The sequence below is a fragment of the Pantoea sp. A4 genome (assembly GCF_000295955.2).
Taxonomy (GTDB): Bacteria; Pseudomonadota; Gammaproteobacteria; order Enterobacterales; family Enterobacteriaceae; genus Pantoea; species Pantoea multigeneris.
This window is the reverse complement of sequence record NZ_ALXE01000021.1, coordinates 124,690-145,973: the sequence shown is the minus strand read 5'-3', so window position 1 is coordinate 145,973 and position 21,284 is coordinate 124,690. Positions and strand designations below refer to the sequence as shown.

Below are 21,284 nucleotides of genomic sequence, written 5' to 3'. Positions count from 1 at the left end.
TCGTTGTGCATCTCGCCAATAAGCCTTTTCGCTAAGCTTTCCCACTCCGTGTTAAAAGCCCGTGTCAGTGCGCTCTACCGCATCACGTGAGGCTAGTTCTCGTTCAGCCCCGGTCAGCTCATGCAGCTGACCTTCGCGCATCTCTAACAACCGGTCGGCATGGCTGAAGTAGTGATCGTCATGGCTGATGGCGAAGACGGTTTTTCCACTCTCCTGTAGCCAGGGTAACAGCTCACGATAAAACACACGGCGGAAATGCGGATCCTGATCGGCAGCCCACTCATCCAGCAGCAGAATATCACGCTGTTCCGCAGCGGCTAACAGCAATGCCAGCCGCTTACTCTGCCCTTTTGACAGTTGCAGATTCAGCACCCGATTGCCCTCAAGCTTGAGCTTTTCCTGCATTTTCAGGCGCACCAGCCACTGCTCAACCAGCGCTGGATCGGCTTCTGTGCCTTGTGGGCCAAGCAGACGATCAAACAAGTGGACATCGGTAAACACGGCGGAGAAATGTTGTCGCCACCCATCGATATCCTGATTCGCGCAGACCTTGCCATCAATCAGCAAAGTCCCGCTCAGCGGCTGATATAGCCCGGTCAATAACAGGGCAAGCGTCGATTTCCCGCTGCCGTTGCCGCCAATCAAAAACACCAGCTCGCCACGTTGCAGCGTCAGATTGACGGGCCCGACGACAAATCCATTCTCACCATAGCGAAACGTGACATCGCGCAGTTCCAGCGTTTGCCAGGCTTTGGTAGCCGAAGGAGAGGTAAATTCGGCCTGATAAGGTGCCAAATCAAAGGTGTTGAGCTTCCTGAAAGCCACCTGTGCGCTGAGCAAGGTGGGCAAAGCGCCAACGGCAGAGAGCAGTGGTGTGCGCAAAAATAGCAGCGTTAATGAATAGGTTGCTGCTACCGCGGTATCTGCCCAACCGAGGGTATTGGCCATGAAGAACACCATGCCAATCGCACCCAGCGTCATGATGTTTGACCAGTTCACCGCACTGAGATGGAAGGTATCCGCCCGCACGATATGGTGGCGGTAGTCGCGCGCATCTTCCTGATAAACGGTGTCATAAATCTGCTGGGCACGTTGACGATTAAGCTGTAACTCTTTACGGCCATCAATGATGGTTTGGTAATCACGATACAGATTGTCTTCTACGTCACGCAGTTTAGCCATGTGCTGGTAAACCCGGGACACCAGCAACCAGCCGCCAACCAGTGTGACCGCTAACCACAGGCTGGTAACGGCAAGCATACGTGGCGAGAGCCAGGCAAGATACAACGCAGAGCCAAGGGTAATGATGACACCCTGAATCAGTTCAGGCAGGCGGACAAAGGCGATAGTAATGGCACGCACGTCGCTGGTCAGTCCGGCAAGCAGTTGCGCGCTGCCAATTTGTTCAATGCGGGCGATGCGCGTATCGAGAATACGTTTGATAAACTCACCGCGCATCCGCCAGACGAAATGGTGGCCGAGCAGCGTCAGCGCTAGCTGCGCGCCCAATGTCACCGCCATTAACGCCAGCAGTAATAACAGGAACTGTGGCAGAACCAGCCATGAACCGTTAACAGACACAATCATTTCACGGTTGATAAAGGCAATCATGCCGATACCCACCACGGCACTGAGCAGCGTCAGTGCAATAACACCCAGAAAAGGCCAGCGAAACTGGCGAAAAACAACGTTGAGCAGCGCCATGTCAAAATCCGGCTAAAGAAGAACAGCCAGCAGTGTAATGTGCCAGCCGCGAATCGCAATCAGAATCGTTTAGCCGGAGTCAGAAAGCGCGGCGGAAGGTGAGATTGTAGCGAAACGCCCCCGCCAGCGGATGTACGCCCGCTTTTAACGGCAGAATTCCGTGATAGCGGAGCCGTGAAGGCCCACCCCAAACCACCACATCGCCATGTTCCAGCAGGACCTTTTGCGTGCTATCGCCACGTTCAAAACCACCAAATTGAAATACCGCGGGTAACCCCAGTGAGACCGAAACAATCGGCTGATGGAGATCCCGTTCGTCTTTATCCTGATGCAGCGTCAGCTTCGTCTCAGGTGCGTAGCGATTAATCAGGCAGGAGTCAGGATTAAACCCCGGAAAACCGGCCTCTGCCGCCGCTTCCTGCGCTAACTGGCGAAACAGGGCCGGCATTGCAGGCCAGGGTTGGTGACTGTGGCTGTCTTTTTCACTGTATTGATAGCCGCGACTATCCGAAGACCAGCCCACATCACCACAGTTAGTCATTGCAACTGACATACGATAGCCGCCCGGCGTGATGCGATGTGCAAAAGGATTGCTCTGCGCGACTCGCGCAATTTCATGTAACAGCGCTTCTCCCTGATCAAAGGCACGACGGCGAATAATCACCGCCCCTTCGGCCAGCGGTTCCTGCCACGGCTCTTCGCCACTAAACAGATCCAGCATCGGCTTCTCCAGTCCGCTACTTCTGCGGATTTTCGATAATAAAGTTGCGGAACTGCGGTGACATCCAGCTATGGAATCCGTCCGCCTCTTTGGTGATCAAATAGACCGCCAGATGTTCACGCAGCGCCAGCGCTTGCGCTCTCTTCTCGCCAAGCACCATTAAGCCCGTGTCCCAGCCATCAGCTTCCAGCGCGGTAGTGGCGATCACCGTAGCAGAAACTAACCGATGTTCGATAGGACGTCCGGTTGCAGGATCGATGATATGCGAGAGTCTTTTGCCATCCAGCTCATAGTAGTTGCGATAGCTTCCGGAGGTGCTGATGCCGTGCCCTTGCAGATCAACCAGCGCCTGTACGGCATTTTCACGATCGGTGGGTTTCTGGATCGCGACGCGCCAGGCGTTTCCGGACGGATTTTTCCCCCGGCTTAGCACCGCTCCGCCAACCGAGACCAGATAATTGGTGATCCCCTCGCGTTCCATTAAGCGCGCCAGATGATCGGTTGCGTAACCCTCCCCCATCGTGGAGAGATCAACATACAGGCCGGGCAGATCTTTTTGCAACCACTGCCCAGAGACACCCTGAATCACCCGTAAATGTTGTAATCCAGTTTTAGCTTTGGCGGCGGCGATCTCCGCATCACTTGGGGTATGCGTCGGCACTTTTGTCGGGCCGAAGCCCCACAAATTCACCAGCGGCCCCACGGTAATATCCATCTCGCCATCCGTTTTTTGGCCAATACGCAGCGCTTCCGTCACGATATCCGCCATATCGGCACTGACAGGCTGTGGCTCGCTCCCCTGATACTGATTAAAGCGCGACAGGACAGAATCACTCTTCCAGGTGGAGATTTGGTGATCGTCTGCATCTAACTGCTGTTGAATAGCCTGCTGTAGCCCTGCCCGGCGTCCGCTCTCGACCCCACTCAGGCTTACGCGCCACACAGTGCCCATGGTTTTGCCTTCCAGCACCATGCCGTTTTCAACGGCAGGTGTGGCACCATCACAACCCACCAGCACCATCGCCAGCGTCATTAGCAGAACATTCCGATAAAGAGTCAATTCATCACCTGTAATACTGAGTTTTACTTGTTTAACACGTTTTATCACCGCAACGCTCTGCCTTGTTGCCCAATTCACACTGTAGTAAATGGAGAGCATACGATGATCTATTATGTCATTTTGGCGATTGCCGCAGCATTGTTGTTGTTCAGTGGCTGGCGTCTGTGGTCACAGCGTCACCGCCACGGACTCGCCAGAAAACGCCAATCCCGCCGTTGATATGCACCAAAAGCGTACTGCTGCACCAGCCTGAAGCGAGGCGCAGTGTACCAAACCCGCACACCGGACTGTGTCTCTGAGAGCTATCTGTTTGGCACGATTTCTGCACGGTTTACCTTGGGTTAATCGTGGAGAGTCACATGAGCAATATTCAGAACAAACACAAAGGTTGGCAACACTGGCTGCGCTTTTCCGCTTTTACACTGGCAGGTGTCGCATTTGAGGGAGGCGCAGTCGCGCAATCGGTGGCGAAACCGAAGAAGTGGCCTGCATCTGGGCAATAACCCGAACATGGCAAAAAAAAAGCGCAGCCGAGGCTGCGCTTTTCGTTTGTAGCGGGGATTAGAACTGGTAAACCAGACCCAGTGCTACGGTGTTATCCGTGTTGACACCCGCAGCTTCGGTGAAGTCGTTGTCTTTGATCAGGTTGATATTGTAATCAACATAGGTCGACATGTTTTTGTTGAAGTAGTAAGTCGCGCCAACATCGACGTATTTTTTCAGGTTCTGCTTGCCGTAGCTGCCGATGCCTGATGCACGTTCAGTCACGAAGGCCAGGGATGGACGCAGGCCGAAGTCGAACTGATACTGCGCAACCAGTTCCCAGTTGTCGGTTCTGTCTGCGAAGCCATACAGGCTTGAATCGCTTGAGCCGAAACGGTTAGCGTTGTAGCCACGGGCATACATTGCCGCCAGGTAGATGTTGTTGGCATCGTATTTGATACCGCCGTTATACACGGCAGCTTTGTCACCACGACCAGAGATGTTAGCGGTCGATGCGGTCAGACCATTCTGCTCGTTAGTACGATCAGACTGGAACATAGAGGCACCCAGCGCAACACCTGAACCCAGATCGTAGGTGGTGCTCATACCCCAGCCGTCGCCGTTCTGGCTCAGCACATCACGGCCGTTAGCAGATTCGCTTGAGCTACCGTTTTTGCCCTGATACTGCACGGCAAAGTTCCAGCCATCGACCAGGCCGAAGAAGTTGTTGTTACGGTAGGTCAGCAGGCCATTAGCACGCTGGAACATGAAGTTGTCCGCGCCATAGGTATCGCCGCCGAACTCTGGCAGAACGTCGGTCCATGAACCGATGTCGTACGCTACGCCGTAGTTACGGCCGTAGTCGATAGAACCAGCATCGCCAAATTTCAGACCCGCAAAACCAACGCGGGTGTAAGAGTTGGCGGTGCCTTCAGATTCAGCCGTGTTCAGGGCAGCCTGGTATTCCCACTGGCCGTAACCGGTCAGCTGATCGCTGATCTGGGTTTCGCCTTTAAAGCCGAAACGCAGATATGACTGATCGCCATCGCTTCCGCTGTCTTTAGAAAAATAGTGCAGGCCATCAACTTTACCGAACAGATCTAATTTGTTGCCGTCTTTGTTGTAAATTTCTGCTGCGTGCGCCGAACCAGCCACCAGCAAAGCGGGGATCATCAGGGAGAGAACTTTACGTTTCATTTATTACCCTCTATTTATAAATTTGTTATGTGTGCCACTGCTAACTGAACGCTTAAAATCCAGCCGCAAGCCATTGTTAATATATGACGAGCAATAATCTATCACGAATATGCTACTAAATATCCATATATGTTTCAAAATACGAATTAGTTATTGCGGGATATGAATATAGAGGAGCTAATAAACAGCACGGAAGGATTAAAAATATCGCACAGTTTGATAAGAATATAAAAAACACAACAAAAACAAAATGATAGCAAGACACCCCCTTTCGCACTGAATGATAAAACTTAGTAGTGACGTAGGAATACAATTAGCCCGCTATCATCATTTATTTCATTATTACCTTCATTCACCCCGAATGATATGTTTTACCCTATTTTCCCGCCAGGCCTTGTGCCTGGCTTTTTTTTCGCCTGTTGAATACTGTACCAGAGAAGTGTGACCGTAAACTTTCACCGCGACTAAAAATAAGCCACCCCACAGCCAGCACCATTTGTTAAAATTAGCACAAAATGGAAAAGTAACGCATAATTAATTGCCTGACGTAATAAAAAACCCTCTCTCATTACAACACCAAATAACCCTCTAAATTCACCGGGTATATTTCAGGCTACTGCTGGCGTTATTAGATATCATTCAGTGTATTTCATCCGATGAATTAACGTGAGAAATCGGCCTGCTATCTTCGGCACAACGTGACGCAGCGATGATGGCTTGACCAGGAAAGTTCTGGAAAAAAATGGCAGCGATCAAAAAGACGGTAGAATGTTCTCTGGCTTCCGGCTAGACACGGAAAAAACCAGAAGAATATATTGATGCACCACAGCATCACTGTGACCTGATTGTCCGACTTTGAACCTGTTTGTTTGATTTAGCTGAAACTATGACTGCACCAGAGACTGCAATGCACTACCCCATCACAGCGTATCCAATGATCCCCCCGGCGTTATCCGCTGGCGTTTGCCTGTGCACCTCCCCAGCCCGCCAAATGCCGCAGGCTGTTTCAGGGTCTGGTGGGTGACGAATGGTTGTGAGCCAGGCAGGTAATGCTATGCTAAATCAATACGATAAGTTATCACCCCAGGTGATTTCACTCATGACAATCCCGGGATATACAGGTATTCTTTCAGGTCCATCCTCGGCTGGATTTACGGGTAAATGCTTGACGATGGGAATCACAGTGCTGTTGTTCGCCCTTCAGCCACGCACCAGGTTGCCAGTGCCCGACTGGTTATGCGCTTATTGCAGGACTCCGATACACGATGCTGCCCTATAAGTTTTCCATGACATCCGGCAATGTGACACGCTTCTTTGTTGTGTTTAACCTCGTGCTATTACTGGCACTGGGCTTTATGGTGCAAAACAGCGTCAATGCCTGGCTGGCGGACAAACGTAACACCATGGCAGATGCTTCGCGTTCCCTGCAAAAACGCATCGATAGCTATCGTTTCGCGACCTGGCAGATTTACGAAAACCTCGCCACCAGTGCAACCGGTGCAGCGGGAAATAGCTTGCAGGAAACTCGTCTGCGCCCAGACGTCTATTATCTGGAAAAGACCCGGCGGAAAACGGAAGCCCTGATTTTCGGCTCACATGACAGCAGCACGCTGGATATGACCATGCGCATATCCAACTACCTCGATACGCTGTGGGGCGCAGAGAATCCGACCTGGTCGATGTACTACCTGAATGGTCAGGACAATAGCCTGATCATGATTTCAACCTTACCGTTGAAAGATCTCTCCACGCGCTATAAAGAAGGCATGGTCAATAGCCTGGTGGATGCTCGCCGCGCCGAAATGCTACAACAGGCGAATGCACTGGATGAGCGAGAAAGCTTCTCACCCTTGCGCCACTTGCCGTTCCAGAACGACCACTACGTTACGTTGCGCACCACCTTTAATCAGCCCGGGCATCTGGCTACCGTGGTGGCCTTTGATCTGCCGGTGAATGACATCCTGCCGCAAAACATGCCGCTGGAAAACTTCCAACTGCGCCAAAGCAATGCCCCCGCACTCAGCAGCGATGATAATGACAACGCCACCACGCAGGTGACGTTGGCGAACCCAAACCTGGAAATTAGTGCCAGTCTGCCGGGTACTACACTGCAACTGGTGTACCGCGTGCCGTTACTGAGCCTGGCGCTGGATACCCTGCACAACCTGATGTGGCCTCTGTTTATCAACGGCCTGCTGTTTGCCCTCTCCTTCACGGGGATTACTCTGCTTCGCCAGCAGACGCTGCGCCCCAATGAGAATCAAAGTGCTGAGCTGGATTCACTGCGCCGCTTAAACGACGAAATTGTTGCCAGCCTGCCGGTTGGCCTGATGGTGTATGACTTTGCCAGTAATCGTACCATTCTGAGTAATAAGATTGCCGAGCATCTCCTGCCGCACCTGAATCTGCAGAAGATCGTCAATATGTCTGACGAAAACCAGGGGGTACTGCAGGCGACCATTAACAACGAAGTGTATGAAATCCGCCATGCACGCAGCATGTTGTCACCGCAGACCCAAATTTTCCTGATGCGCGATCAGGATCGCGAATTGATCGTGAATAAAAAGCTGCAAAAGGCGCAGCAGGTACTGGAACGCAACCACCAGATGCGCCAGCAGTTGCTGCAACATCTGGGCGACTCGCTCAGTCAGCCACTGACGAAACTGACGGCCCAGTTGGTGCATCTCAGCCAGCATGATGACAATGAGCAGGTGATAGATCTTCTTAATGAGGGGCAATATCTCCAGCGCTTTGTGGAAGATATTGTGCTGCTGAACCAACTGGAATCCCACGACTGGGCGCCGGATAAAGCCGTGTTCAGCCTGCAAGAGCTGCTGGATGAATTCACCCTTGAGCACCTGCTTCTGTTACGCCGCAAAGGTCTGGCCCTGATCGTCAACAATCATCTGCCGTTAGATGAGCAACGCTTTGGCGATCGCAACGCACTGCGCAAGATCCTGCATACCCTGATGCACTACGCGCTCACCACTACACAGTGGGGGAAAATCAGTCTGAATATCGATAGCGCCACCCCGAACGGTGAACGCATTAATTTTCAGCTGATCGATACCGGTGAGGGACTTAACCCTGAAGAGCTGAGCAATATGGACTTCCCGTTCCTCGGTGACGTGCAGAAAGATCGTTACGGCCAACCCACCGGGATGGCATTCTTCCTGTGCAAGCAACTGAGTAAGCACATGGGCGGGAGTCTGGAAATCGTGGCAAAACAGGGGATTGGTACGCGCTATAACCTACAAATTCCACTGACTTTAGAACCCGCTCAGCCCGAGGAAGATGAAAAGCTGCTTGAAGGCATTACGGTACTGCTGGAAATTGCGGTGGAAGATGTACACAAGATCGTCAGTCGACAGCTGGAGCATCTGGGCGCGCGCTGCCTGACGTCAGATGAACGAATTTCAGGCCAACAGCATGATTTCCTCGTGACCGATGAACCGGCGAAACTGCAGGGTTGGGGCTTACTGCTTACCGGTGATGAACCGGGGGCCAGTGCCTTGAATGAAAAGCAGTTCCGCGTCAATTTCAACCTCAGTTCTGCACTGCAAGATGCATTACTGACCTTAATCGAAGCCCAACTGGCGCAGGATGAACTGGAGGGGAATGAAGAAGACAGTACATCAGAACCTCTGCTTAGCGGGGGCTACTTCCAGCTGTTTACTGAGACAGTACCGGATGATGTAAGTAGGCTGTATACTGAGGCAGCGGAAAAGGATTACTCCGCGCTTGCTCAGACAGCGCATCGCCTGAAGGGCGTGTTTGCCATGCTGAATTTGCATCCAGGTAAACAGCTTTGTGAAAAGTTAGAACTCCACATTAAGTCGTGTGACGATTCAACCATTAAAAATACCACCAGTGACATTGACACTTACGTCAATCAGCTGCTGCAGCAAGGTAACCAATAAGATGAATAATCTGAACGTAATTATTGCCGATGACCATCCAATCGTTCTGTTTGGAATTCGTAAGTCCCTGGAACAAATTGAGTGGGTTAATGTTGTTGGTGAGTTTGAAGACTCTACAGCACTGATTAATAGCCTTTCCCGGCTAGATGCCAATGTGCTGATCACCGACCTTTCCATGCCGGGCGAGAAGTATGGCGATGGCATTACCCTGATAAAATATATTAAACGTCACTATCCTGACTTGTCGATCATTGTTCTGACCATGAACAATAACCCCGCAATTCTGAGCGCCGTGCTTGATCTGGATATTGAAGGGATCGTGCTCAAACAGGGCGCCCCGACCGATCTGCCAAAAGCGCTGGCCGCGTTGCAGAAAGGGAAGAAATATACCCCGGAGAGCGTGGCAAAACTGCTGGAGAAGATCAGTGCCGGTGGTTACGGAGACAAACGTCTGTCACCGAAAGAGAGCGAAGTATTGCGTCTGTTCTCTGAAGGCTTCCTGGTCACAGAGATTGCCCGTAAGCTGAACCGCAGTATTAAAACCATCAGTAGCCAGAAGAAATCAGCGATGATGAAACTGGGCGTCGATAACGACATCGCGCTGCTGAATTATCTCTCTTCGGTCAGTGCCAACCAGCCAAAAGAGTGATAAAAAAACGGTGCTTCGCGCACCGTTTTTTCTTTCCTGCTTATCCTACCCGACTTTTCCGTACCCGCTCTGCATACACGGCCAGTGTGGATTTCAGTACGTCCAGCGTGACTGGTTTCGACAGACAATTATCCATGCCAGCGTCAAGACAACGCTGCTTCTCTTCCGCTAGCGCGTTTGCCGTGACGCCAATCACCGGGAAGGCATGACCGAGTTGACGTAAGCGCTGGGTCAGACGATAACCATCCATGTTCGGCATATTGACGTCAGTGAGTACGATATCGATTTCACTGCGGCTCAAGACGTTCAAGGCATCAACGCCATCCTGCGCGGTTTTGATCTGATAACCAAAGGTGCCCAACTGCTCTGACAGCAGCATGCGGTTAATCGGATGGTCATCCACAATCAGGATCATAATATCGTCATTGTTGGTCACGGTCGTTTCCGGGGCTGGCAGCGCAAAGCCTGCGCTGTCACCTTCAATTGCCACCCGGTAAATACGCCCCAGCAATACCGGGAGCTCATGTGGCGTCGCGGTGCTATGCACCCACTGGCCTGGCTGAACCTCGCGCGGCATATCAATATGCTCACCGCTAAAGGTGATCAATGCACGCAGCTCAGGCAGTGAATCAGGCTGATAGTCTGTCACCAGAACATCTTCAGGGCCGCCCTTGCCCTCAAAACGCATCGCATTGATCCCCTGCCCTTGCAGGCTGCGCATGACAAAGTCCGCCAGATAGTCATTGCGCATCTCAATCCAGACGCGTTTGTCGTGCAACGCGTCCAGCAGCGCCAACGACGGCCGCTGCCCTTCGTAAATAGGCAGACGCACCACAAACTGGCTGCCCATGCCCGGACCTGAGTCGACCTCAATATCACCATCCATCATGTTGACCAGCTTTTCACAGATCGCCAGCCCCAGTCCGGTCCCCTGGAAATTACGCTGCACGCCCGTCCCGACCTGATAGAACGGATCAAACAGCTGCGTGATTTCACTGGCAGAAATCCCGACCCCGGTATCCCGCACCCGGAACAACAAATACCCCTGATGCACATAGGCATGGAGGATAATACAGCCCGTATGGGTGAACTTGATGGCATTACTTAACAGGTTAGCGATCACCTGTTGCAGGCGTAGCGGATCGCCATTCAGCGTCAGCGGCACATCGTTTTCAATATAGCAGTATAAGGTGAGGCGTTTTTTCATCACCAGTGACAGATAGTTACCGGCAATATGGGTAATCACTTCACGCGGCGAGAACGGCCTTGGCTCGATTTTGAGCTGTTCGGACTCAATTTTTGAGAAGTCGAGAATATCGCTGATGATTTTCAACAGCAGGCTGGACGAGTTATTCATGGCGCTGACCAGAGAATCAATCTCTTTGGGCAGCGCTTTGGTTTGCAGCAGGTCGAGGTTACCAATGATACCATACAGCGGCGTGCGCAGTTCATGGCTGACGGTGGCAAGGAACATCGATTTTGACTGACTCGCCTGCTCGGCGGCCTGCGCCATCGCCTGTAACGACTGCTCCATCTGTACGCGCGTGCTGACATCAACCAACACGCAAATGGCCACGTTTTCATTACGGTAACGCGAATGCACAAAGCTGATTTGCAGGTTGGTATTGCTGCCGGTCAGCACATCAACGAAGTTAACCTGCTGGCCGCTGATAATCTCATTCAGCCGCTGGCGATCTTCCTCGGTTAACAACGTCAGGTAGTTATGTGCCAGCTCGTTACTCAGGATGTTGCTGCCATCGCTGGTGCGCAGAATACAGATCCCTACCGGCGCGGAGGCGACGATTTTACGGTTGAACTGCTCATGCTCTTCCAGTCGCTGTGCATTCTCTTCTGCGGGCAGGAACATGCGGCGCTCAAACAGCCAGGCCAGGGTAAATAACAGCATGGCACTGATGATGTTCATCAATACGGCGTTAATCATCATCAGCTTCAGCTGATCCACCAGCACATCGGTGGAAACCGACCACACCACGCTCAGATTAGAGGGTGGAAGGGGTTTCTTCAGCACCAGTTGGCGATAGCTGTCGAGATAGCCGAACCAGGTTTTATCATCCGGCAAGGTGTCCAGCGTGTAACCCGCGCCACCGCGCCGTGAGGTCATCAGCACCTGGTTGTCATCATCAATAATAGTGGCCACAACGGGCAAAGTGCCCGGTTGGATAAACTCATCCAGGCGAATATTCTGTTCCAGTCCCAGCAGCGCCTGCTGCTTATTGGCGGCATAGACGGGCATCATGATGGAGAAGTGCCCAACGCCCGGTTGGCTACCTTCACTGACCCAATAATAGGGGCGATCGCGCTTGTCCTCTCCGCTATTGCGGTAGTTGAGTAGCTGCTCACGCAACTCTTTCAGGCTGCTTTCACGATCTACCGAGCTACTGCCTACGGTGAAGTCCGCCAGACACTGGCTTTCACTGCCAATAAAAAAGATGCGATTCAGCTCGTAAGCGGAAGAGAAGTGACTTTTCCAGAAATTAATATAGCCACTTAGGGCATCCAGCGGGGTATTCCAGGTATCACTCATGCGGGTGCAGTCACCGCTGGCATAGAGTGGCACCATCTGCGGCTGGATAAACTTGTTACTGCCATCATTCGCGGGGTCCGCCGTGAGGCGATTTTCACTGATGAACTTTAGCTGTCGCAGCATATCCGCAGAGTGACGCACATACCACTGCGCCTGGCCGTAATTATTAGCAAACTCCTGTCGCACCATGCTCTCTTTCTGATGCAAGACGCTAATAATGTAAAAGGTGGTTAAGAGTGCGCCCAGCGTCCAGAGCAACAACGCCAGCGTGCGAAACAGATAGCGTGAAATTCTCAGCGTGGTACGAAAAGAGACAAGGTATCTCAACGGTGACTTACTCCGGTTAGTTTGGCGTGCTGCCACCCGCTTATCTCCCTGTTTAAGCCTGGCCATAAATAGCAAAACGGCAGGCCAGGTTTCCCTGCCCTGCCGTTTTTTCAACCTGACAGATTACTCTTCGTCATCTGCTTCAGGTGCATCATCTTCAACGTCTGCTTCTGGCGCGATATCATCCTCGCCTTCCGCTACGCTGCCGTCAATCGCATCCAGCTCTTCTTCTGCGACAGGTTCCGCAACACGTTGCAGACCGACAACATGCTCATCTTCAGCGGTACGGATCAGGATCACACCCTGGGTGTTACGCCCTACCACACTCACTTCAGACACGCGAGTACGCACCAACGTACCGGCATCGGTGATCATCATGATCTGATCGCTGTCTACCACTTGTACTGCGCCAACCACTGGGCCATTACGATCGGTGACTTTGATCGAAATAACACCCTGCGTAGCACGAGACTTGGTTGGATACTCGCTGGTTGCCGTACGTTTACCGTAACCGTTACGCGTTACGGTCAGAATTGCGCCTTCTTGTTGCGGCACAATCAGTGACACGACGCTATCGCCTTCCGCCAGCTTGATACCGCGTACGCCCGAAGCCGTACGGCCCATGGTACGTACCGCCGTTTCAGAGAAGCGCACCACTTTACCCGCAGCAGAGAACAGCATCGCTTCGTTGCTGCCATCGGTCAGTGCAACGCCGATCAGCTCATCGTCATCACGCAGGTTCAGGGCGATAATCCCGGCACTACGTGGACGGCTGAACTCTTTCAGCGAGGTTTTCTTCACCGTACCGCTGGCGGTTGCCATGAAGATATTGACCCCTTCTTCATACTCACGTACTGGCAGAATCGCGGTAATACGTTCGTTAGCTTCCAGCGGCAGCAGGTTGACGATTGGACGACCACGCGCACCACGGCTGGCTTCAGGCAGTTGGTACACCTTCATCCAGTAGAGGCGACCACGGCTTGAGAAGCACAGAATGGTGTCATGGGTGTTGGCAACCAGCAGGCGATCAATGAAGTCTTCTTCTTTGATGCGCGCAGCAGATTTACCTTTACCACCACGACGTTGCGCTTCGTAATCTGACAGCGGCTGATACTTGACGTAACCCTGGTGCGACAGCGTAACCACAACATCTTCCTGATTGATCAGGTCTTCGATATTGATATCCGCGCTGTTGGCAGTGATTTCGGTACGACGTTCATCACCGAACTGGTCGCGCATGGCGATCAGCTCTTCGCGAATCACTTCCATCAGACGATCGGCGCTGTTCAGGATACGCAGCAGTTCTGCAATCTCATCCAGCAGTGCTTTATATTCGTCGAGCAGTTTTTCATGCTCAAGGCCGGTCAGTTTCTGCAAACGCAGATCCAGAATCGCCTGGGCCTGCTGTTCAGTCAGGTAATATTGACCGTCACGGATGCCGAACTCAGGTTCCAGCCACTCCGGACGCGCTGCGTCATCACCCGCGCGTTCCAGCATTGCAGAGACGTTGCCCAGCGCCCAGGACTGCGCGATCAGACCCGCTTTGGCTTCCGCAGGGGTAGGTGCGCGGCGAATCAGTTCGATGATCGGATCGATGTTAGCCAGCGCAATCGCCAGGCCTTCAAGGATATGAGCACGATCGCGCGCTTTACGCAGTTCGAAAATAGTACGGCGCGTCACAACTTCACGGCGGTGGCGCACAAACGCTTCAATAATATCTTTCAGCGGCATGATTTTCGGCTGGCCTTGATGCAGGGCCACCATATTGATGCCGAAAGAGGTCTGCAACTGGGTCAGTGAGTAGAGGTTGTTTAATACCACTTCACCAACGGCATCGCGTTTGATCTCAATGACAATACGCATGCCGTCTTTATCTGACTCATCACGCAGGCCGCTGATACCTTCAACACGCTTCTCTTTTACCAGCTCGGCAATCTTCTCGATCAGGCGGGCTTTGTTTACCTGATACGGAATTTCATTGACGATAATGGTTTCACGTCCGGTCTTGGCATCAGTTTCCACTTCAGCGCGCGAACGGATGTAGATTTTGCCGCGCCCGGTGCGGTACGCCTCTTCAATGCCGCGACGACCATTAATGAAAGCAGCGGTAGGGAAATCTGGGCCGGTGATGTGCTCCATCAGACCTTCTACGCTGATGTCTTCATCTTCGATATACGCCAGGCAGCCGTTGATCACTTCCGTCAGGTTGTGCGGGGGAATATTGGTTGCCATACCTACCGCGATCCCGGACGAACCGTTGATCAGCAGGTTAGGAATTTTGGTCGGCAACACTTCCGGGATCTGTTCTGTGCCATCATAGTTTGGCACGAAATCCACGGTCTCTTTTTCCAAATCGGCCAGCAATTCAGAAGAGATTTTCGCCATACGCACTTCGGTATAACGCATCGCAGCGGCATGGTCACCATCGACCGAACCAAAGTTACCCTGACCATCAACCAGCATGTAGCGCAGGGAGAACGGCTGAGCCATTCGGACGATACTTTCGTAAACTGCGGAATCACCGTGTGGGTGATATTTACCGATTACGTCGCCGACAACACGGGCGGATTTTTTATAGGGTTTGTTCCAGTCGTTGCTCAGCTCGCTCATCGCAAAGAGCACGCGGCGGTGCACCGGCTTCAGGCCGTCACGCACATCGGGTAAGGCTCGGCCAACAATGACCGACATGGCGTAATCGAGGTAGGAGTTCTTTAACTCCTCTTCAATATTGACCGGTGTAATTTCTCTCGCAAGGTCGCTCATGGAGCCGCTATCCCTCTAATAATCCCGGAATTGAAAGGTGCGAAAGTATATCACATTCCATTCATACGGTGAACGTTCAGCACGGGTTTATGCTGCCTTTCATCATGAACGACAGGTGCGCCAACCGGGGTTAAGCGTTTATACTGCCCGAACATTTTGTCAGGAGTTATATCGAATGAATGCACAATCTCCGCAAAGCCCACAGAACGTTGATGCACAGGAGATCGCAAAGTTTGAAGCGGTCGCCTCACGCTGGTGGGATTTAGAGGGGGAATTTAAACCTCTGCACCGGATTAACCCCCTGCGCCTTGGCTATATTGCGCAGCGCAGCAACGGCCTGTTCGGCAAGAAAGTGCTGGATGTCGGCTGTGGTGGCGGCATTCTGGCTGAGAGCATGGCGAAAGAGGGTGCGCTGGTTACCGGGCTGGATATGGGTGCCGAGCCGCTACAGGTTGCCCGTTTACACGCGCTGGAGAGCGGCGTGAAACTCGACTACGTGCAACAAACCGTAGAGGCGCACGCCGAAGAGCACGCCGGTAGCTACGATGTGGTGACCTGCATGGAGATGCTGGAACACGTTCCTGACCCCGGCTCCGTGATCCGCGCCTGTGCGCGTCTGGTGAAACCGGGCGGAGAGGTCTTTTTCTCGACCATTAACCGCAACCCGAAGGCCTGGCTGCTGCTGATCTTTGGTGCTGAATATGTGATGCGTATGGTGCCGCGCGGCACTCACGATGTGAAAAAATTTATCCGTCCATCAGAAATGCTGGCATGGGTTGATGAAACCCCACTGCGTGAACAGCATATCACTGGCCTGCACTATAACCCGCTGAGCAATAAGTTCCGTCTGGGCCCAGGCGTCGACGTCAACTACATGCTGCACACCCGTTACGTGAAAGAATAACGTCACCTTTTCACCCTGCCCCGGCAGGGTGAAGCTGCCTGCGTCATCATACTGTCACCTCTTTCCTTTATGCTGATTCAGCAATAACTGAATATTTTACATTCCATTTAAATTTCAGTTAAAAACACTGCCAAGATGAATCTGATACCCAAAGCGCCACTGTTGCTGGTAATTAACACAGCAATGCATAAAAAATCAGCGGTCGATCAAAAAAAGGAATTTTTTAGTAGAACCGTTGACAAGAGGATCGCCCTTATCGTGCGCGGCCTTAGTAAAAACAGCGGAAATTACAACCCCTTTTGACATCATTTTTTCCTCTTGTGTACGCGCCACAACAGACTAAAATAACCGCCATCTTGTTGTTACTATTTCCAACACCCCCAATATGTAGTGTTTATCCACAACATTATTCACAGGAATATGCTGTGCATAAACTCGGGGTTCTCTTTACTTTTCGGATACTCACACATGAACCAGAGTCTGCTCGTTACGAAACGCGATGGCCGCCAGGAGCGCATTGATCTCGACAAAATTCACCGGGTGCTGGACTGGGCCGCTGAAGGCTTGAGCAATGTTTCGGTCTCCCAGGTTGAACTGCGTTCGCACATCCAGTTTTATGATGGCATCAGAACTTCTGATATCCACGAAACCATCATCAAAGCCGCAGCAGACCTGATCTCGCGCGACGCGCCAGACTACCAGTACATGGCCGCTCGCCTGGCTATCTTCCACCTGCGTAAAAAAGCCTACGGCCAGTTTGAGCCACCAAAGCTGTATGACCACGTCACCAGCATGGTTGAGCGCGGCAAATATGACCGCCACCTGTTAGAAGATTACAGCGTGGAAGAGTTCGCGCAGATGGAAGAGTTCCTCGATCACTGGCGTGACATGAACTTCTCTTACGCTGCGGTTAAACAGCTTGAAGGGAAATATCTGGTTCAGAACCGCGTTTCCGGTGATATCTACGAAAGTGCCCAGTTCCTCTACATCCTGGTTGCCGCGTGCCTGTTCTCAAACTACCCGCGTGAAACCCGTATGGATTACGTGCGCCGTTTCTACGACGCGGTATCGACCTTTAAGATTTCACTGCCTACGCCAATCATGGCGGGCGTGCGCACCCCGACCCGTCAGTTCAGCTCCTGCGTACTGATCGAGTGTGGTGACAGCCTCGACTCCATCAATGCAACCTCTAGCGCCATTGTGAAATACGTTTCGCAGCGTGCGGGTATTGGTATCAACGCCGGTCGCATTCGTGCGCTGGGTAGCCCGATTCGCGGTGGCGAAGCCTTCCACACCGGTTGTATCCCGTTCTATAAGCATTTCCAGACGGCGGTAAAATCTTGCTCACAAGGCGGCGTACGTGGCGGTGCAGCGACACTGTTCTACCCAATGTGGCACCTGGAAGTGGAAAGCCTGTTGGTACTGAAGAACAACCGTGGTGTTGAAGGCAACCGCGTGCGTCACATGGACTACGGCGTCCAGCTCAACAAACTGATGTATCAGCGCCTGCTAAAAGGTGAAGATATCACCCTGTTCAGCCCATCCGATGTACCAGGCCTGTATGATGCCTTCTTTGCCGATCAGGAAGAGTTTGAGCGTCTGTACACCAAATACGAGCAAGATGACAGCATTCGCAAACAGCGTGTAAAAGCGGTTGAGCTGTTCTCACTGATGATGCAGGAACGTGCTTCTACTGGCCGTATCTACATCCAGAACGTTGACCACTGCAACACCCACAGCCCGTTTGATCCGGTTATCGCGCCAGTGCGCCAGTCTAACCTGTGCCTGGAAATTGCCCTGCCGACCAAACCGCTGAATGATGTGAACGATGAAAACGGCGAAATCGCACTCTGCACCCTCTCCGCTTTCAACCTGGGCGCAATCGACAGCCTGGACGATTTAGAAGAGCTGGCGATTCTGGCTGTTCGTGCGCTGGATGCACTGCTGGATTACCAGGACTACCCAATCCCGGCGGCAAAACGCGGTGCAATGGGACGTCGTACGCTGGGTATCGGTGTGATTAACTTCGCGTATTACCTGGCGAAGAATGGCGTACGCTACTCTGATGGCAGCGCAAACGGTCTGACCCATAAAACGTTCGAAGCGATTCAGTACTACCTGCTGAAAGCTTCCAACGAGCTGGCGAAAGAGCAAGGTGCCTGCCCGTGGTTCAATGAAACCACCTACGCGAAAGGCATCATGCCAATTGATACCTATAAAAAGGATCTCGACAGCATTTGCCAGGAGCCGCTGCATCTTGACTGGGAAACGCTGCGTGAGCAGGTGAAGACCCACGGCCTGCGTAACTCAACGCTCTCCGCGCTGATGCCATCAGAAACCTCTTCGCAGATTTCGAACGCGACCAACGGCATTGAGCCACCGCGTGGCCACATCAGTATTAAAGCGTCTAAAGACGGGATTCTGCGCCAGGTGGTGCCGGAGTATGAGCGTCTGAAAGATCAGTACGAGCTGCTGTGGGAAATGCCTTCTAACGACGGCTACCTGCAACTGGTTGGTCTGATGCAGAAATTTATCGACCAGGCGATCTCGTCTAACACCAACTACGATCCAACGCGCTTTGCTAACGGCAAAGTCCCAATGAAACAGTTGCTGAAAGATCTGCTGACCGCTTATAAACTGGGTGTGAAGACGCTGTACTACCAAAACACCCGCGACGGTGCGGAAGATGCTCAGGACGATCTGGCACCTTCTATTCAGGATGATGGCTGCGAAGGCGGCGCCTGCAAAATCTAAGGTAAAGCGGGCTGCATGCCCGCTTTAATCATGTCACGGGGCCCCTGCGGCCCCGGCTACTTTTGGACAGTTTTATGGCTTACTCCACGTTTTCCCAGAATAAAAATGATCAGCTGAAAGAACCGATGTTTTTCGGTCAGTCGGTGAACGTTGCGCGTTTCGACCAGCAAAAATATGACATCTTTGAAAAGCTGATCGAGAAACAGCTTTCGTTCTTCTGGCGTCCAGAAGAGGTGGATGTTTCCCGCGATCGTATCGACTATCAGGCGTTGCCGGATCACGAAAAACACATCTTCATCAGCAACCTGAAGTATCAGACGCTGTTGGACTCCATTCAGGGCCGCAGTCCAAACGTGGCTCTGCTGCCACTGATCTCGATCCCGGAGCTGGAAACCTGGATTGAAACCTGGGCGTTCTCTGAGACGATCCACTCACGCTCTTATACCCATATCATCCGTAATATCGTGAACGATCCGGCCGTGGTATTTGACGATATCGTCACCAACGAGCAGATCCTGGCGCGTGCGGAAGATATCTCGAAGTACTACGACGATCTGATCGAGATGACCAGCTACTGGCATCTGCTGGGTGAAGGCACGCATGAAGTGAATGGCAAAACCATCACGGTGAATCTGCGTGCCCTGAAAAAACAGCTCTACATCTGCCTGATGAGCGTCAATGCGCTGGAAGCCATCCGCTTCTACGTGAGCTTTGCCTGCTCCTTCGCCTTCGCTGAGCGCGAACTGATGGAAGGTAACGCGAAAATCATCAAGCTGATCGCCCGTGATGAAGCGCTGCACCTGACCGGGACACAGCACATGCTGAACCTGTTACGTACCGGTGAAGACGATCCAGAAATGAAAGAGATCGCTGCCGAGTGCCGCGACGAATGCTACGAACTGTTCCGTAAAGCGGCTGAGCAAGAGAAAGAGTGGGCGGAATACCTGTTCAGCGGTGGCTCGATGATCGGCCTGAACAAAGACATTCTGTGCCAGTACATCGAGTACATCACCAACATCCGCATGCAGGCTGTTGGCCTCGATCTGCCATTCCAGACGCGCTCAAATCCGATTCCATGGATCAACAGCTGGCTGGTTTCAGATAACGTGCAGGTTGCACCGCAGGAAGTGGAAGTCAGCTCTTATCTCGTGGGCCAGATCGACGCCGAAGTTGGCGAAGACGACTTTAACGACTTCCAGCTGTAATTATGTCGCGTTCTGTTGTCATCGTGCGTAACTCCGGCCAGCGGCTGGAGTGTGCCGATCACCACCGTACCTTGTTGGCGACGCTTGAAGCCAACAAGTGTTACGTGGAATTCCAGTGCCGCGAAGGGTTTTGTGGCTCCTGCCGCACCCGTCTGGTGAAAGGCGAAGTGCACTATCCGCAAACGCCTATCGCGTTCGTACAGCAAGGCGAGATTCTGCCCTGCTGTTGCCAGGCCAAAGGTGAGATTGAGATCGAGCTATAGCTGACAGCCCGGACACCAGTAAAACGGCCGGGATGAAAGCACACCTTTCTCAATAATCGTGCCGCAGCGGCGGCACTTTTTCCCCTGCCGATGAAACACTTCAAAGCGAAACGCTGCCTCCGCGTGATACTTTTTCATGGAACCGCGCATCCGGTAAGAGCGCCGTGGCACAGAGAGCAGCGCCTCACTCAACGCCTGTAGCTGCTCCTCAGACAGATCCACCGCCCGATGCTGGGCCAGTAAGCCTGCTACCCACAAGATTTCGACCCGCAGATAATTCCCCAGTCCGGCCAGAAACGCCTGATCTAACAACAAGCCACTAAACTGCCGACGGCTAAAGCGGCGCGACAACAGCCGCTCGCGTACCGTAGCCACATCAAGCATTGGATCTAACACATCCGGGCCGACGCGCATTAAGAAAGGATGCGTCGCCAGGGTCTCGGCATTGAGCAGCTCAATATCCGATGCGCTGTACAATAAAATCGTCTGGCGGGCGGTAGCCAGGCGGACGCGCAGCTGGCGCTTACTCTCTGGCACTGTGCCGGTATCCACCACACGCCAGACACCGTACAGCTGGTTATGGCTATACAAGGTTAAGCCGTTGCTGAAGTGGGTTAGCAGTGCCTTGCCGCGTGTCTCAATGGCAGTGACCTGCTCACCCACCAGGGCCGCTTCATAGGTTTTTAATTCTGGAAACGCAAACCATGCCTCGGTCAGCGGCTGATGCAACACCGCGGCCTCTAGCTGATCGGCAGCGCGTCTGATTTCCGGTCCTTCTGGCATAGCGTT

The 21,284-nt window shown here is 52.6% G+C and carries 14 protein-coding genes; 7 read left to right on the top strand and 7 right to left on the bottom strand.

The features are described 5' to 3' along the window. Positions 1-51: 51 nt before the first annotated feature. From B880_RS0108235 to apbE, 3 genes are all read right to left on the bottom strand, one after another. Positions 52-1,704: a multidrug ABC transporter permease/ATP-binding protein gene (locus B880_RS0108235; protein ID WP_017346913.1), complete on the bottom strand. Its 1,653-nt coding sequence runs from the start codon at positions 1,702-1,704 to the stop codon at positions 52-54. A gap of 79 nt (positions 1,705-1,783) precedes the next feature. Further along, entirely contained in the window at positions 1,784-2,425 is a 642-nt protein-coding gene (gene alkB, locus B880_RS0108230; RefSeq protein WP_017346912.1) for a DNA oxidative demethylase AlkB, read from the bottom strand. A 16-nt stretch (positions 2,426-2,441) separates the two neighbouring features. Then, entirely contained in the window at positions 2,442-3,485 is a 1,044-nt protein-coding gene (apbE, locus tag B880_RS0108225) for an FAD:protein FMN transferase ApbE (RefSeq protein WP_272947531.1), read from the bottom strand. Between the two features lie 359 nt (positions 3,486-3,844). On the opposite strand from apbE, the gene B880_RS26890 reads away from it, so the two are divergent. After that, complete coding sequence (locus B880_RS26890; RefSeq protein WP_017346909.1) at positions 3,845-3,988, top strand: hypothetical protein; 144 nt, start codon at positions 3,845-3,847, stop codon at positions 3,986-3,988. Positions 3,989-4,046: 58 nt separating this feature from the next. Here the strand turns inward: B880_RS26890 and ompC are convergent, their stop codons facing one another. Beyond that, positions 4,047-5,165, bottom strand: coding sequence for a porin OmpC (gene ompC / locus B880_RS0108210; protein ID WP_017346908.1), 1,119 nt, complete (start codon positions 5,163-5,165; stop codon positions 4,047-4,049). A 1,268-nt stretch (positions 5,166-6,433) separates the two neighbouring features. Between ompC and rcsD the strand changes: the two genes are divergently transcribed. Beyond that, positions 6,434-9,085 (top strand): phosphotransferase RcsD, encoded by a 2,652-nt coding sequence (rcsD, locus tag B880_RS0108205; RefSeq protein WP_026042497.1) that lies wholly within the window; start codon positions 6,434-6,436, stop codon positions 9,083-9,085. A 1-nt stretch (position 9,086) separates the two neighbouring features. Continuing rightward, positions 9,087-9,734, top strand: coding sequence for a response regulator transcription factor RcsB (rcsB, locus tag B880_RS0108200; protein ID WP_017346906.1), 648 nt, complete (start codon positions 9,087-9,089; stop codon positions 9,732-9,734). A 40-nt stretch (positions 9,735-9,774) separates the two neighbouring features. Here the strand turns inward: rcsB and rcsC are convergent, their stop codons facing one another. Together rcsC and gyrA are read right to left on the bottom strand one after the other, a co-directional pair. Further along, positions 9,775-12,606, bottom strand: a complete 2,832-nt coding sequence (rcsC, locus tag B880_RS0108195) for a two-component system sensor histidine kinase RcsC (protein ID WP_017346905.1) — start codon at positions 12,604-12,606, stop codon at positions 9,775-9,777. Between the two features lie 123 nt (positions 12,607-12,729). Next, the gene (gene gyrA, locus B880_RS0108190) at positions 12,730-15,369 is read right to left on the bottom strand and encodes a DNA topoisomerase (ATP-hydrolyzing) subunit A (protein ID WP_017346904.1); all 2,640 of its coding nucleotides are present in this window, start codon (positions 15,367-15,369) and stop codon (positions 12,730-12,732) included. A 175-nt stretch (positions 15,370-15,544) separates the two neighbouring features. Between gyrA and ubiG the strand changes: the two genes are divergently transcribed. The 4 genes from ubiG to yfaE all read left to right on the top strand — a co-directional run bounded on the left by ubiG (position 15,545) and on the right by yfaE (position 20,495). Next, positions 15,545-16,273 (top strand): bifunctional 2-polyprenyl-6-hydroxyphenol methylase/3-demethylubiquinol 3-O-methyltransferase UbiG, encoded by a 729-nt coding sequence (gene ubiG / locus B880_RS0108185; protein WP_017346903.1) that lies wholly within the window; start codon positions 15,545-15,547, stop codon positions 16,271-16,273. A gap of 468 nt (positions 16,274-16,741) precedes the next feature. After that, positions 16,742-19,027 carry a class 1a ribonucleoside-diphosphate reductase subunit alpha gene (gene nrdA, locus B880_RS0108175; protein WP_026042496.1) on the top strand — a complete coding sequence of 762 codons (2,286 nt, stop codon included), beginning with the start codon at positions 16,742-16,744 and terminating at the stop codon, positions 19,025-19,027. 74 nt (positions 19,028-19,101) lie between these two features. After that, entirely contained in the window at positions 19,102-20,232 is a 1,131-nt protein-coding gene (gene nrdB, locus B880_RS0108170; protein ID WP_017346900.1) for a class Ia ribonucleoside-diphosphate reductase subunit beta, read from the top strand. Between the two features lie 2 nt (positions 20,233-20,234). Further along, positions 20,235-20,495 carry a class I ribonucleotide reductase maintenance protein YfaE gene (gene yfaE / locus B880_RS0108165; protein WP_017346899.1) on the top strand — a complete coding sequence of 87 codons (261 nt, stop codon included), beginning with the start codon at positions 20,235-20,237 and terminating at the stop codon, positions 20,493-20,495. On the opposite strand, the gene nei is transcribed toward yfaE, so the two are convergent. Further along, positions 20,490-21,278 carry an endonuclease VIII gene (gene nei / locus B880_RS0108160; RefSeq protein ID WP_017346898.1) on the bottom strand — a complete coding sequence of 263 codons (789 nt, stop codon included), beginning with the start codon at positions 21,276-21,278 and terminating at the stop codon, positions 20,490-20,492. The genes yfaE and nei overlap by 6 nt on opposite strands. Between the last annotated feature and the right edge of the window lie 6 nt (positions 21,279-21,284).